Annotated in this window: 10 protein-coding genes; 5 read left to right on the forward strand and 5 right to left on the reverse strand. The window is 67.3% G+C overall.

Going from position 1 to position 13456, the window contains the following annotated elements:
* Positions 1 to 3 precede the first annotated feature (3 nt).
* Positions 4 to 1608 (forward strand): signal peptide peptidase SppA, encoded by a 1605-nt coding sequence (gene sppA, locus GO986_RS15370; protein ID WP_157460190.1) that lies wholly within the window; start codon positions 4 to 6, stop codon positions 1606 to 1608.
* A gap of 49 nt (positions 1609 to 1657) precedes the next feature.
* Here sppA and GO986_RS15375 read toward each other — a convergent pair whose 3' ends face one another.
* The 4 genes from GO986_RS15375 to GO986_RS15390 all read right to left on the reverse strand — a co-directional run bounded on the left by GO986_RS15375 (position 1658) and on the right by GO986_RS15390 (position 5202).
* Positions 1658 to 3448: a M3 family oligoendopeptidase gene (locus GO986_RS15375; RefSeq protein ID WP_369409406.1), complete on the reverse strand. Its 1791-nt coding sequence runs from the start codon at positions 3446 to 3448 to the stop codon at positions 1658 to 1660.
* Between the two features lie 106 nt (positions 3449 to 3554).
* The gene (locus GO986_RS15380) at positions 3555 to 3857 is read right to left on the reverse strand and encodes a YciI family protein (protein WP_157460191.1); all 303 of its coding nucleotides are present in this window, start codon (positions 3855 to 3857) and stop codon (positions 3555 to 3557) included.
* Between the two features lie 142 nt (positions 3858 to 3999).
* Entirely contained in the window at positions 4000 to 4590 is a 591-nt protein-coding gene (locus GO986_RS15385; protein ID WP_157460214.1) for a phosphate signaling complex PhoU family protein, read from the reverse strand.
* Positions 4591 to 4917: 327 nt separating this feature from the next.
* Positions 4918 to 5202, reverse strand: a complete 285-nt coding sequence (locus tag GO986_RS15390; RefSeq protein ID WP_157460192.1) for a hypothetical protein — start codon at positions 5200 to 5202, stop codon at positions 4918 to 4920.
* A 130-nt stretch (positions 5203 to 5332) separates the two neighbouring features.
* Here GO986_RS15390 and GO986_RS15395 point away from each other — a divergent pair, with 130 nt between their 5' ends.
* The 4 genes from GO986_RS15395 (at position 5333) to queG (ending at position 10880) form a co-directional block, all read left to right on the forward strand.
* Positions 5333 to 6280, forward strand: a complete 948-nt coding sequence (locus GO986_RS15395; protein ID WP_157460193.1) for a LysR family transcriptional regulator — start codon at positions 5333 to 5335, stop codon at positions 6278 to 6280.
* Positions 6281 to 6400: 120 nt separating this feature from the next.
* On the forward strand, positions 6401 to 7879 hold the full coding sequence (cysS, locus tag GO986_RS15400) for a cysteine--tRNA ligase (protein WP_198170710.1): 1479 nt from the start codon (positions 6401 to 6403) through the stop codon (positions 7877 to 7879).
* Positions 7880 to 8126: 247 nt separating this feature from the next.
* Positions 8127 to 8702, forward strand: coding sequence for a YcjF family protein (locus GO986_RS15405; RefSeq protein ID WP_198170711.1), 576 nt, complete (start codon positions 8127 to 8129; stop codon positions 8700 to 8702).
* 1041 nt (positions 8703 to 9743) lie between these two features.
* A complete protein-coding gene (gene queG / locus GO986_RS15410; protein WP_369409407.1) occupies positions 9744 to 10880 on the forward strand; it encodes a tRNA epoxyqueuosine(34) reductase QueG in 1137 nt (378 codons plus the stop codon).
* A gap of 295 nt (positions 10881 to 11175) precedes the next feature.
* On the opposite strand, the gene GO986_RS15415 is transcribed toward queG, so the two are convergent.
* Entirely contained in the window at positions 11176 to 13407 is a 2232-nt protein-coding gene (locus tag GO986_RS15415; protein ID WP_198170713.1) for an alpha-glucosidase, read from the reverse strand.
* Between the last annotated feature and the right edge of the window lie 49 nt (positions 13408 to 13456).

The following is a 13456-nucleotide window of genomic DNA, read 5'->3' on the forward strand; positions in this document are numbered from 1 at the left end:
GGCATGCCCAACATTCCGTTTCTGAGCAAGGCCGACGACGCTCTTCCCGGTGGCGTGACCCGGCCCACCTGGGTCGTGCTGGACCTGGCCGGCCCCTACCCCGAACGCCAGCCGGGCAACCCGGTGCAGGCCCTCCTGAGCCGCACTGAGACCCTGGAAGCCCTGGCCGGGCGTATCCAGAAACTGAAGGGGGCGTCGTGGCTGCACGGCGTCCTGGTGCGCTTTGGCGAGTTCACAGCGGCGCCCGCAGCGGCCCACACGGTGCGCGGCCTGCTGCATGACCTGGCGCAGAGCACACGGGTGGTGGCCTACCTGCCGCACCTGAACATGGTGAGCCTGCTGGCCGCCAGCGGCGCCTCCGAACTGGTCGCGCCGGAATCTGCCGAGGTGAACCTGAACGGCTTTGGCCTGGAAAGCACCTTCCTGGGCGAATTTCTGAAAAAACGCGGCATCGAGTTCGAGAACCTGCGCATCCGGGAATACAAGGCGGCCCTGACCCGCTTCTCGCAGGACCACATGGATGATCACAACCGCGAGCAGCTTCAGGCGTATCTGGACGGCCTGGAAGGCGCCTGGGCCGCCGACCTGGCCAGGGCGCGCGGCGTCAGCCCCGAGCAGGCCGCCGCCTGGCTGGACGCCGACCTGACCAGCGCGCAGGGCGCCCTGGACGCCGGGCTGATTACCAAGGTCGCCTACGAAGACGAGCTGATCGGGCCAGCCTCGCGTCCCTTTGGGGCGGTGGTGAACTGGCTGATGCCTGACAAGCAGAGCAGCAAGAAGGGCCGGGTGGCGGTGGTGCCACTGGTCGGGGCCATCATCACGGGCAAGAGCCGCATCAACCCAGTGCCTCTGCCGCTGCTGGGCGGCCCGATGGCCGGGTCCGACACGGTGGTCGCCGCGCTGAAACGCGCCAAGGAAGACAAGACCACGCAGGCCATCGTGCTGTACGTGAACAGCGGCGGCGGCAGCGCGCTGGCCAGCGACCTCATCTGGCGCGAGGTGCAGCAGAGCGAGAAGCCCGTGGTCGTGGTCATGGGCGAGTATGCGGCCAGCGGCGGCTACTACGTGGCGGCACACGCCAAGACCATTGTGGCCTCGCCGTACACCCTGACCGGCTCGATTGGCGTGGTCAGCGGCAAGCCGATTCTGGAGGAATTCAACCGCCGCCACGGCCTCAACCCCGAGCGCGTGGGCCGCGACCGCGCGCTGATGTTCTCCCCGGCCCGCCGCTACAGCGACGAGGAACGGGAACACGTGGAAAAGGGCATTCTGGAGGTGTACGACCGCTTTATCAGCCGCGTGGCGCAGGGGCGCGGGCTGACCAAAGAGCGGGTCAATGAGCTGGGCCGGGGCCGCATCTGGAGCGGCCAGGACGCCCTGGACTACGGATTGGTGGATGAGCTGGGTGACCTCAGGACCGGCCTGGCCCGCGCCCGCGAACTGGCCGGTCTGCCGGAAGACGCCCCCGCCTGGAACGTGACCCCCAAGGGCCACGGCCCCCTGCCCGAGTTTGCCCAGGAAGCCGCCCGCGCCGCCCAGGTGAGCCTGTGGCCCTTTGGCAGCGAGCGCGTGCTGGCGTGGTTTGACCAGGACATCAAGGTTCGGTAAGTGGTGAGTGGGAAGTGGGTCGTCGCATCACCACCCCACTTCCCACTCTCTACTTCCCGCTTACCCCTTCGTACGCCTCAATCTGGCGGCGAATCATGTTCAGGCTGCCTTCCCAGAAGGCCGGGGCGTGCAGATCAATGCCAAAGCGCGCGGCCAATTCCAGGGGCGTGGCCTGACCGGTGGCGGCCAGCAGCGCGTCGTAGCGGGCCTGGAAATCGGCTTCCTGGCCCTGCGCGCGGGCCTGTTCGTACTGCGCGTACAGCCCCAGGCCGAACAGCAGGCCGAAGGTATACGGGTAGTTGTAAAAACTGCGCCCATAGTAGTGCGGCTTGACCGCCCACATGTAGGGGTGAGGCGTGTTCAGGGCGTCGCCGTAGGTCTCGCGCTGCGCCCAGACCATCAGGTCACTGAGGTCGCTGGGGTTCAGGTCGCCGCCCACTCGGCGCTCAAACACGGCCTTTTCGAACAGGAAGCGGCTGTGAATGTCCACGACCACCTGCGCGTGACCCATCAGCTGGGTTTCGAGGACATACAGGCGTTCCTGGCCCTGGGCCGTTTCCAGCGCGGCATTCTGAATAATCGTTTCGCAGAAGATACTGGCGGTTTCGGCCAGGGTCATGGGCGTTTCGCGCTGCAGGGGCGGCAGGTCGCCCAGCTGGCGGTTGTGGTAGCCGTGGCCTAACTCGTGGGCCAGGGTGCTGACCGAATCCAGGCTGGGGTCGTGGTTCATCAGAATGCGGCTGTCGCTGCCCTGCCAGCGCATGCAAAAGGCGCCGCTGCGTTTGCCGTCGCGGGGGCCCGCGTCAATCCAGTCCTCCCGGAAGGCCTGGGCGGCAAAGTCGCCCAGCGCGGCGCTGTAGCCCCGGAACTGGCGCTCCACGAACTCGGCGCCCGCCTCATAGCTCCAGTGAGTTTCGCTCTTTCCAGCAGGCGCAAACAGGTCCCACCAGTCCAGTTGCCCTTTCCCGAGCCGCGCCGCCTTGGCCCGGAAATAACGGCGGAAGTCCGGCAGCGCGGCCACCACCGCCGCCTGCATGGCGTCCAGCGTCCCCTGGTCTATGCCGTTGTTCAGCAGACTGGGGGCCACCACGTCACCATAGCCCCGGCGCGCGGCTACCGTGCCGGACTCGCCCTTGACGCCGTTCATGCAGGCGGCAAACACGACCTCCTGGGATTTCCAGGCAGCAATTTCGGCGTGGTAGGCGTCCTCGCGCACCTGGGCGTCGGGGTCACTGGCCAGGGCGCGCAGAGCGGTCACAGGCAGCCACTGGCCCCGGAACTCACCCCTGAGCGTCGAACTGACGTTGCCATGCAGTTTGCCCCAGCCGCCGCCGCTGGCGGGGTGCAGACGGGCGGCCAGGTCTTCCTCGGGCGGGGACATCATAAATTGCGCGTCTCGCACGGCATCGCGCAGAGTGTGGGCGTGGGCGCGGGCCACCTCGCTCTGGGCCAGCAGGGCGTCCAGCTCGGCCGCGCTCAGGCCACCGACCCAGGCAGTGAAGCGCGACCGCAGCGGTCCCAGCGGCAGGGTCAGGGTGGTAAACGCTGCCATCTGGGCCTGCGCCGCCTCGTCACGGCTGTCGGTGGTCACGAAGGCCGCCACGAACGCGCGCAAGGTGCCTGCGCGCCGCACCACCTCATTCATGCCGTTCAGAGCGGCCTCAAGTGCCTCGGCCGTCACCGGCGACCCAGCGCCGATGTCGTGCCCGTCAAACAGGGCTTCGAGGGCCACGACCTCGTCACGCAGGGCGTTCAGGTCGCGGCTCAGGGCTGGGTCCTTCAGGCCTGCATACAGGTCGTCCGTGCGCCAGCGGGGCATCTCGGTCTGGGTTGTGGTCACGGTTCAGAGTGTACGGCGGGGACCCGGTCAAGCAGGTAGGCGAGAACGCCTAGTGGACCGCAACTTCTTCTAACCAATCGTCAGAAGGCCGCTGGTGGCGAATTGGTCAGTGATCAGCTTCAGAGGCAAAAAACGCCTCGGCGCCCGCTGCAACTCTGGCAGGCCTGAATTCAATCACCTCATAGGCAGCCAGATCCGCCTGCGCAAAGGGGTCTTCGGCCAGAACGCTGTCCAGGGCCTCACGGCTGAGCCCACGCACCAGAATCACCCCGCCCGTTCTGGGCACCTGAGCCCCCGACGCCACAAAATGGCCGGTGGCGTAGTGCTGTTCCAGAAAGGCCCGGTGGGCTTCCAGCAGAGGCTCAACTGCACTGAGCGGCTGGATGTACTGCAGCAGAACGACAAACATTAAAGACCTTTTTATCCTGTTCGGCGTCTGTGGCGCTCCTGTGAGGTCAGGCTGCGCTGTCTTAGAGAGCCTGCCTCTGCTGCACAGCCCTGTCAGGCCGCTCATCCAGCACCCTGGAGGATGGAGGCGCTGCGTTCCGCCCTCAGGCCTCACGCTGAACGATGAGCACTTCCAGCCGCTCGGCCACGTTGACCAGATGGTCGCCCAGACGTTCCAGGTTGCGGGCCATGCGCCCGGCGGTCAGGGCGACCTGGGTGTCTTCGGGGCGTTCCAGCAGCCGGGTCAGGCTGGCGCGCTGCATCTGCTCGTACAGGGCGTCAACCTGTTCGTAATCCAGGCGCATCACGTCGCGGGCAGCCACCAGATCGCGCTCGGCAAAGGCGTAGGCCAGCGTCTCAATCATGTGCGAGAGCAGCCGCACCAGTGGCAGCGCGTCTTGCAGGGTGGCGCTGCGGGCGCGCGGCGCGAAGGTTTCCAGGTCGCGCGCCACGTTGAAGGCGTAGTCGCCCACCCGTTCCAGATTGGTCAGGCTGCGGAAGACCATCAGGTAAAAGGCCAGGTCGTCCTCGGCCAGCCCTGACCCGAAGGCCTGAAGGCACAGGTCCTCCAGTTCGCGTTCCAGCGCGTCCGTCTCGGCTTCCAGCGTTTCGGCGCGGGCCGTCAGACCCGCAAACTCGGCGCGGGCGTTGGCGTCACGCACAGCGTCCAGCAGTTCCAGCGAGATGCTCAGCATTCGCAAGAAGCGCGCCGTGACCAGGGCGGCGCCGTCCGGGCGGCCCGTGGGCGGCGCGGCGCGCTGGGCGGTCGAGCGGACACCATTCGTCATGCGGTCAGTATGGTGCCGCGTTGTGATGGGCGGGTCAAGGGGCCGGGGCCTGGAGCTTCATGGATGCGGAGGGGATGTGGCCAGGCAGGCGCCTTGACCCTGATACGGATTTCGTCTGTGACGCAAACAAATCGGAAGAGGCGCGATTTGCGAACTCCACCCCCGAAACCCACTGCGTCCATTCTCTCCGCTCGGCTTCAACTGTTCTTGCAAACTATTGAAGCCGAGCCCGCCCTACTGATGCAGGCGCACGGGGCCCAGCGGCGTTACCCCGGCCGCCGCCAGAGCGGCGCGCAGGGCGGCGGGGCCGCTTTCGGCCGGGTCCTGGGGCGTGGCCTGAACGGTCAGGTCGCCCAGGCGGGCCACTGGCCAGGCGCGCAGCGTCCAGCCGGGCACCGGGGGCAGTTCGGCGGCGCCGGGGGTCAGCACTTCCAGCACGTAGGTCAGGTGACTGACCTCCTGGGGTGTGCAGGGCAGGGGCAAAAAGGCGGGGGTGGTGGGGCGCAGGCTGGCGGTCATAGGGTCTCACCTCTTGCCTCCCAGGGTGCGCCTGGCGGCACCTCTTCGCCATCGGCGCGCACAGGCACAGGGCCGGGCCACCATCGGCAAACCCGATACACCGGGGAGCCAGCGCGCTCTAGACTGGGTCATGACCCCTGACCGTCACGCGGCGCTGCCCACCCTGGCCCAGTTGCGCGCCCTGCTGGCCGTGGCCGATGCAGGCGGCTTCAGCGAGGCGGCGGCTGAACTGGGGGTGTCGCAGTCGTCCCTGAGTGAGGCGGTGGGCAAGCTAGAAGCCCTGGTGGGCAAGCCGCTGCTGCGCCGCAGCCGCAGCGGCACTTCGCCCACCCCGGCGGGCGAGCGGCTGCTCCTGCATGCCCGCACCGCCGTGCAGGCGGCCAGCGACGCGCTGCTGGCCGCCCAAGACGACCGCGCCCTGAGCGGAACCCTGCGCGTGGCCTCGTTCCGGTCGACCGCCACCCACCTGCTGCCTCCGGCCCTGGCGGCCTTCCGGGCCCAGCATCCCGGCGTGCGCGTGACCCTGCTGGACGGCGATACTGGCAGCGAGGACCTCGTCCGGCGGGGCCAGGCCGACGCCGCTATCGTCATTGAGGAGCCGCAGCCGGGCCTGCGTCTGCTCCCCCTGGTGGTGGATGAATACCTGTTCGTGGCGCCCGCGTCGCGCGGCACCCACCCGGTTCAGCCCGAGGAACTGGCCAGCAGTCTCCTGCTGGCGCCCGGTCCCAACGCCTGCAACGCCCGCCTGATGACCTACCTGCGCCGCGCGGGCGTTGACCCCGAAGACGCGACCGAGATCGGTGAAGACAGCGTGATTCTGGGCATGGTGGCCCACGGCCTGGGCGTCAGCGTGATGCCGCGCCTGGCCCTGACCCCCCTGCCGCCCGGCGTGGTGGCCCTGCCGCTGCCCGAACCGCTGCTGCGGCCCCTGGCGCTGGCCACGCTGCCGCACCGCGCGGGGTTGCCGCTGCTGCGCGCCTTTAGCGCCGCGCTGCTGGAGGTGCTGCGCCGCGCCCCAGAAGCGCCGGCCCCCGCGCCCACGCCAGAGCTGCCCGCGCGCCCGTCTCTGCTACATTGACCCTATGACGACCCTGTGTTGCCCCCTGTAGCGGTGACGCAGCCCTGGTCTGCACCGCGCCCCCCATCCTCTTGGCGGCGCGGTTTTTTATGGTCCCCTTTCCGCCTTTCAGGAGCCCTCATGACTGACCACCCGCCCCGGCAGCCCGACCCCAGCATCGTCCTGTACGACACCTTGCAGCGCCAGAAAGTGCCGTTCGTGCCCACCACGCCCGGCCGCGTGGGCATGTACCTGTGCGGGCCGACGGTCTACAGCGACGCCCACCTGGGGCATGCCAAAAAGGAAGTGGCCTTTGACGTGATTCGCCGCGCCTTTGTGCATTTTGGCTATCAGGTGCGCTACGTGGCCAACATCACCGACGTGGGGCACCTGCAAAACGACTCGGATGACGGCGAGGACAAGATGCTCGCCCGCGCCCGGCTGGAGCAGCTTGAGCCGATGGAAGTGGCCGACAAGTACATGTGGTCGTTCGTGAAAGACATGGAGGCGCTCAACGTCCTGAAGCCCAGCATCAACCCCCGCGCCACCGGCCACATCACCGAGCAGATTGCCCTGATTGAGGAACTGGTCGAGAAGGGCCATGCCTACGAGTCGGAGGGCAGCGTCTACTTTGACGTGCGGTCCTGGCCGGACTACGGCAAGCTCTCGGGCCGCAAGCTGGACGACCAGGAAGAAGGCGTGCGCGAGGCCGTGCGCGAGGACAAACGCGACCCGCGCGACTTTGCCCTCTGGAAGAAGGCTGAAGCCGGCCACATCATGAGGTGGGAGTCGCCGTGGGGCGTGGGCTTTCCCGGCTGGCACATCGAATGCAGCGCCATGAGCCTGAAGTATCTGGGGGAGGGCTTTGACATTCACGGCGGCGGCCTGGACCTGCAATTCCCGCACCACGAGGCCGAGATTGCCCAGGCCGAAGCCGCTGGCCACGCCTTTGCCCGCTACTGGATGCACAACAACATGCTGACCATCGGCGGCGAGAAGATGAGCAAAAGCAAGGGCAACTTCCTGACCATCCAGGATGTCCTGGCCCAGCACGACCCGATGGTGGTGCGCTTCTTGCTGGTGGGCAGCCACTACCGCTCTATTACCGAATTTAGCGACGCCGCCTTCGAGAGTGCCCGCAGCGGTTACCGCCGCCTGAGTGAGGCGCTGAACGAACTTGAGCGCCGGCTCGGCAGCGCGCCTGACGGTCAGGACGCGGCGCTGGACGCCAAAATTGCCGGCCATAGAGCGGCCTTTGAGGACGCCGTGCGCGACGACTTTAATACGCCCAAGGCCGTGGCGGCCCTGTTCGGCCTGACCACCGACCTGAATGCGGCGCTGGGGGCTGGCCCCGTCCCCCGCGCCACCCTGGAACGCGCCCGCGCTGCCTACCTGGACCTGGGCGGTAACGTGCTCGGCCTGTTCGCCGGTGGCGGCACCGCCGCGCGCGCTCAGGACGACAGTGGTGTCGTCAGCGCCTTGATGGAGCTGGTCCTCAAAGCGCGGCAGAACTACCGCCTTAATAAGCAGTATCAGGAAGCCGACGAGCTGCGCGACACCCTGACCCGCGTGGGCGTCACGGTCGAAGACACCAAAGACGGCCCCCGCTGGAAGCGCTAGGCGGCGCCTTGATGAGCCCCGCGTGACAGAACCGCCTGCATTGACCTCAGCTGCCTGTCAGGAAGATGTCAGTGTTGGGGCCTACGATAAAGGCTGAGTGGTGACCCCACCCTCATCCTTCCCTCCAGAAGGACACGCCGACCTCCCCCCGGGCGTGTCCTTTTTTCGTTCCTTGCGGGACGGGGCGGGGCAAGCCTAAACAATTTGATGGTGGGCAGCCTGGAGGGGGCAGGGGTACACTCCGCGTATGCTGCCGCCGCTCGTTAAACAGATGCTGGACAACTTTAACCTCAATGTTGACCCCGAACTGTCGCGCGAGGACAACGCCGAAGAGGTGATTAAAAGCGCGGCGCTGCTGTCGGGGGCGATTGCTGTGGAGCCGATTCCCTTCGCCGATCTGCTGCTGATTACCCCGGTGCAGGGCAAGATGGTGCTGCATATTGGCAAGATTTACGGCTTTGACATTACCCCCGAGCGTTCGCTGGAAATTGCGCGCGAAATTGGCGTGACCATCGCCTACGGCATGGCCGCGCGCCAGGTGATGCGTGGACTGGCCAAGCTGGCGCTGCCCGTGATTGGCGGCCTGATTACCGCGCCGGCGGTCTACGGCTGGACCTTCGCGCTGGGCCGCCTGGCCCAGAACTACTTCGAGCGGCGCGCCCAGGGGCTGCCGGATTCTCGCCGCAATCAGGTGCAGGTGGTGCAGGAGGCCAAGCGCGATTCCCGGCGGGTGCTGCCCGGCGCGCAGGACTTTACCGATCTCGCTTCTGAACTGCGCCGCCGGGCCGAACAGAAGGGTCAGGGCGGGCCGCCCCGGCACTAGGCAAAGAATCTTCAGCGTCCAGGGAAATACGCCTGGGCGCTTTTTTATGCCCTATGAATAAGGTACGAAACGCCACGTCAATCGTGTGCAAAAGCGATGGTGCACCTGTAGAAACCAAGCGGATTCAGGTGTGACGGTGTTCGCACACAAGCAGCGACCTCGAGATGTTGACGTGAAGACCTTCCGCTGAGCCAAGAGGATGGGCAGGGTTCACAACAGAACCCAAAGCCACTCTGAGTTTTCTCCAACAGCTCTGGGGGAAGTGAACTTGCTAAGTGTCGACTCAGAATGAATGGCAACTTCTGGGAGAGGCCGGTGGGCTGTCAACCTGAATTGACCTGCAAGGTTCCGAGGCATAAACAGCGTCGTGACCTGTCATTCCGGGCGGCTGCTCATGGGGCTCGGCTGAAACTGTGGTGATCACCGCGGTGCCGCAACAGCCTGTTTGAAAAAACACTCGCTCGTCACTTCGTACCCTCGGCCAACCACTGACTCATAAGGAACGCAGTCCGCCAGCTCCCAACCGAGCCCTCCTAACACGTTGAAGAGGCTGAGGCCGGGCGCCGTTACATCAACGCGTTTCCCAACGATTTTCGCTACGAACGTTCGGAAGCCTTCCGGATCGGGTTTACTCAGATCAGGTTGTATATAGATCTCGGAACGACGGCTAGATTCCCACCTAGCAAGGAAGCTCTGAGGCTGTGTCAGTGCGATTTTGGGGTTGACTGGATAAGTGTAAGCGAGGTACAGCCGAGCATATTCCCATTTCTGGCTCTGGGGACTCTGGGCGACGCTGCAAGTCGCCAGGAGAAACGTTGTAACCCAGAGAAATCGTTGCACACCTCAGCGTACACAGCTGTGTTTGCGCAGATGCAATGACGAATTGCGCCTGACAAGCTACACAGCAACGCCTTGTCACCGCTGGGGCGCTAGACAACCACCCTCACCCTGATCCCGTCAGAAGACGGCGCCCAAGCCCCTTTAACAGCCGCGTGGCTTGCCTCGCCTTTGCCGGCCCAGTCAGGCGGCATACTGCCCCGCGTGAGCGCTGCCGAGACTCTGGCCGACCTCGCCCACGCGCTGGGGGCCGACGCGGTGGGCTGGGCGCCGGCGCTGGTACCGGCTGCGGCAGTGACCGAGTACGCCAGCTGGCTGAAGGCCGGCCACCATGCGGGGATGGCCTACCTTGAGCGGCAGCTGCCAGCCCGCGCCGAGCCGGCCAGTCGCCTAGAAGGGGCCCGCAGCGTGCTGGTGCTGGGGGTTTCGCACGCCTTCGAGCCGCCGCCTATCCCGGCTGGGGGCGTCCGGGTAGGGCGGGTGGCGCGCTACGCCTGGACCCCTGATTATCATGACCAGCTTCAGCCACTGCTGACCCGGTTAGAAGAGGAGGCGGCCAAGCTGGGCGTGCGGGCGCGCGGCTACGTGGACCACGGCCCCGTGATGGAGCGTCTGTTTGCTGCGCAGGGCTTTCTGGGCTGGCGCGGCAAGTCGGGCATGCTGGTCAGCACGTCACTGGGCGCCTTCGTGACGCTGGCGGTCCTACTGACCGACCTGCCGTTTGAAGGCGAGGCGACCCCGCACCCAGACCGCTGTGGCCGCTGTACCCGCTGCGTCATGGCCTGTCCTACCGCCGCCATTGGCCCCGACCGGACTATCGATGCGCGGCGCTGCGTGTCTTACCTGACAATTGAACACCGGGGGCCAGTGCCCCTCTCGCTGCGGGCCGGCATAGGCGACTGGCTGCTGGGCTGCGACGTGTGCAGCGAGGTCTGCCCCTGGAGCGGCAAGGCCGGGCCGCTGGCGCGCTTGCTGCAGCCTGTCCCCGACCTGGCCCACCCGGACCTGAGCAGCCTGTTCGGCATCAGCGAGCGGCAGTTCGAGCGCCGGTTTGCGGGCAGCGCCCACCTGCGCCCCCGGCGCAAGGGCCTGGCCCGCAACGCCCTGACGGTCCTGGGCAACACCCGCGCGCCTCAGGGCTGGCCTCTGCTGCTGGCCGGCGCCGCCGACCCCGCCCCAGAGGTGCGTGACGCGGCGGCCTGGGCCCTGGCCCGGTGGGACGAATGGGCCGAGGTCGAACAACTGCGCCGCGACCCGGATGAGCGAGTGCAGGCCACAGCCAATGCCCTGTGCGAGAACCGGGACCAAGAGGGGTCAACTGCCCTCACTGGACTAGCCTAATGAATCCGAGGGCTGGCCGCAGACCCTCACAGAGTCCCGACCCTGCTCACGTCAAAGCCGGATTGAATCGGCGGCGACCACACGGACGCTGACCCGACCGTCTGCAAAACGCTGAACTCCGAGTGGACTTGGAAAGCTACCCAGCAGGCTCCAAGATCTTCGCAGCAGAGCGAGAAGAAGCCAAACGGACTGCCGCGCGTGAAGTTGGCCAATCGGTGACTTACCGATACATGCACGAAACACACGGAATCCTTACTACTCCCTCTTCCGCAAGAAGCGCCGAAAGACCTCCGGCTCATTCGGAATGTTCCAGTTCCTCTCCTCTCACCTCGTTCACCGCGCGCAGGGTGGCCAGCAGCGCTGAGTTGTCTTCACGCACAAACACGGCGGGCTGCCCCAGCGGCGAAGGCACCCGCACCAGTTGCCCGCCAGCAAACACCTGCCCGGTCCAGGCATGGACCCAGCGCGGCCCGGCCGGCAGACGCACCCGCGTCTCGTTCTGGCCGGGCCGCAGAGCTGGGGCCACCAGCAGGTCCGGCCCCAGCAGATAGCTGGTGGGCTGCGCCTCAAAGGGTTCGGCAGGGAACTCGAACCAGACCGGGCGCAGCAGGGGCGTGCCGTCCCGCTGCGCCCCGGCCATCAACCCGGCGCGGTAGGGGGCCAGAGCCGCGTACAGCCGCGCGGCCCGGGCCAGCGCCGGCAGAGTGGCGGGGTCGTATGCCTGGGCATTGTCGGCAGGCCGGTTGCCCTCATGGGTGCGCAGCAGCGGCGTGAACGCGCTGAACTCCAGCCAGCGCGCCAGCACTTCCGGCGAGCGGCGAATGTTGATGGGCACCTGCGTGACCGTGGTGTAGCCGCCCGCATCGGCGTGGTTGAGCGTCATGCCGCTGAGGCCCCCTGACAGCAGCCCCGTCAGCGCCGAGCGCAGGCCATCGTGTGCGCCCCAGTTCACCAGCTGGTCACCCGCCCAGAAGGCCCCGGCCTGCCCCGGCGAGGTGGTAAAGGCGCTGCGGTGAAACACCAATTTGTCGCCGCCCAGTTCAGCAGCCAGTTCACGGTTCAGGCGCGCCCACAGCACCGGATAGGCGTTGTGCAGGGCCGTGGCCGTGCCGCGCGCCGGGCGGGCGTCCAGCGGCAGACTCTCGCCAAAGTCGGCCATCCAGCCGTCCAGCCCCGCCTCGGCAATGGCGTCCCGCAGCACCTCCTTGAACCAGGCATACGCTTGGGGGTTGCTCAGGTCCACCAGCGCCGCGCTGAACGAGGTGTTGCGCTGGTCATAGACAGTGCCGTCCGCCTGTTTCAGCAGGAAACCGCGTTCGGCGGCCTCACGGTAGAGGTGGCGGCGAACATTCGACTTCTCACCTGTGTCGGTCAGGAAGGGATTGACGTAGCCCAGCACGCGCACGCCGTCGGCGGCGAGGTCACGGCGCAGCTCGGCCCAGCCGGGGTAGTGGGCGGCGTCCAGTTCCCAGTTCCACCACAGCTGCTGGCCAAAGCTGGTGGTGCGCCGCCCCACCCAGTCTTGCAGCCACAGGCCCGCCACGGGCACCCCGGCAGCCTTCACACGGGCGTAGACCTCGCGCACACGCGCCGTTCCGCCCTGCACCCCCAGCAAGGCGCCCTGGCTGGTCCAGGCAGGCAGCGGGGCCATGCGACCGGTGTCGGCGGTCAGGGCGCGCGTCAGGGTACGGGTATTGCCTGCGGCCAGACGCAGATGCAGCGAGGCGCCCGTCATTTCCAGGCGCCAGCGCCCGCCGCGCGTGTCCAGGGCGCCGGGCACGGTGTCCAGGCTCCAGATGCTCTGACCGCTTCCCTGATCGTCCAGCAGGCGCAGGTGGGGCATGGGCGCGTAACTGCTGTGCCAGGCGCCGCCCGCACCGTTGTTCGTCAGATTGGCCAACCAAGTCAGCGGCTGCTGCCCGCGCCCCACGCCCTGCTCGCTGACCAGCACCGGCAGGCGCCGCCCCCGCAGATTCAGGGTGCTGAACTGCTCGCCGCCGCCCATCACGCGGGTGTGCCGGGCCAGGCTCCCCGCCGCGCCCAGCCCGGTCAGACGGGCGCCGTCCGTGACCACTACGCGCACGTCTAGCACCTCGCCCTCGGCGCGCAGGCGCAGCGTGTACGGCAGGGTGCGGCCATCTGGGCAGGTCAGGGTACCAGTGCTCTGCGCCTGGGCTGGCCCGGTCACGCGCAGAGCACTCAGGCGCTGCGCGGCACACACCTGGCCCCGGCCTTCGCGTACCCGCACCATGCCGCGCGCCTCGGTGTAGGCCACGGGCCGGTCGGTGGCGTACAGGAAGGCGGCGCCCGGCCCTGCCGACCAGACCTCATACCCGGCGCGGGTGACCCGCCAGCCCCCCTGGGTGGTGACGGTCAAGGTGCCCAGGGTGACCGTCTCAGCCCTGGCCTCCAGTGACCCAGGGCCCGGCGGCGCCGTCACGCCCCGCCCATAGCCCAGCAGGCCTACGGCGGCCAGCACGCCCACCAGACTCAGCACCGCCTCTTTGCGCCTCACACCCCAGTTCACGCCCTGCATCCTGGCACGAAGGCTGGCCGCATGAAGAACTTCTGGGGGC

It is taken from the genome of Deinococcus arboris, assembly GCF_009755355.1.
Lineage (GTDB): Bacteria > Deinococcota > Deinococci > Deinococcales > Deinococcaceae > Deinococcus > Deinococcus betulae.

Coding starts and splice junctions, on each gene's coding strand:
- sppA (WP_157460190.1), top strand. CDS start 4: ATGCCCAACATTCCGTTTCTGAGCAAGGCCGACGACGCTCTTCCCGGT.
- GO986_RS15380 (WP_157460191.1), bottom strand. CDS start 3,857: ATGTTTGTCGTTCTGCTGCAGTACATCCAGCCGCTCAGTGCAGTTGAG.
- GO986_RS15385 (WP_157460214.1), bottom strand. CDS start 4,590: ATGCTGAGCATCTCGCTGGAACTGCTGGACGCTGTGCGTGACGCCAAC.
- GO986_RS15390 (WP_157460192.1), bottom strand. CDS start 5,202: ATGACCGCCAGCCTGCGCCCCACCACCCCCGCCTTTTTGCCCCTGCCC.
- GO986_RS15395 (WP_157460193.1), top strand. CDS start 5,333: ATGACCCCTGACCGTCACGCGGCGCTGCCCACCCTGGCCCAGTTGCGC.
- cysS (WP_198170710.1), top strand. CDS start 6,401: ATGACTGACCACCCGCCCCGGCAGCCCGACCCCAGCATCGTCCTGTAC.
- GO986_RS15405 (WP_198170711.1), top strand. CDS start 8,127: ATGCTGCCGCCGCTCGTTAAACAGATGCTGGACAACTTTAACCTCAAT.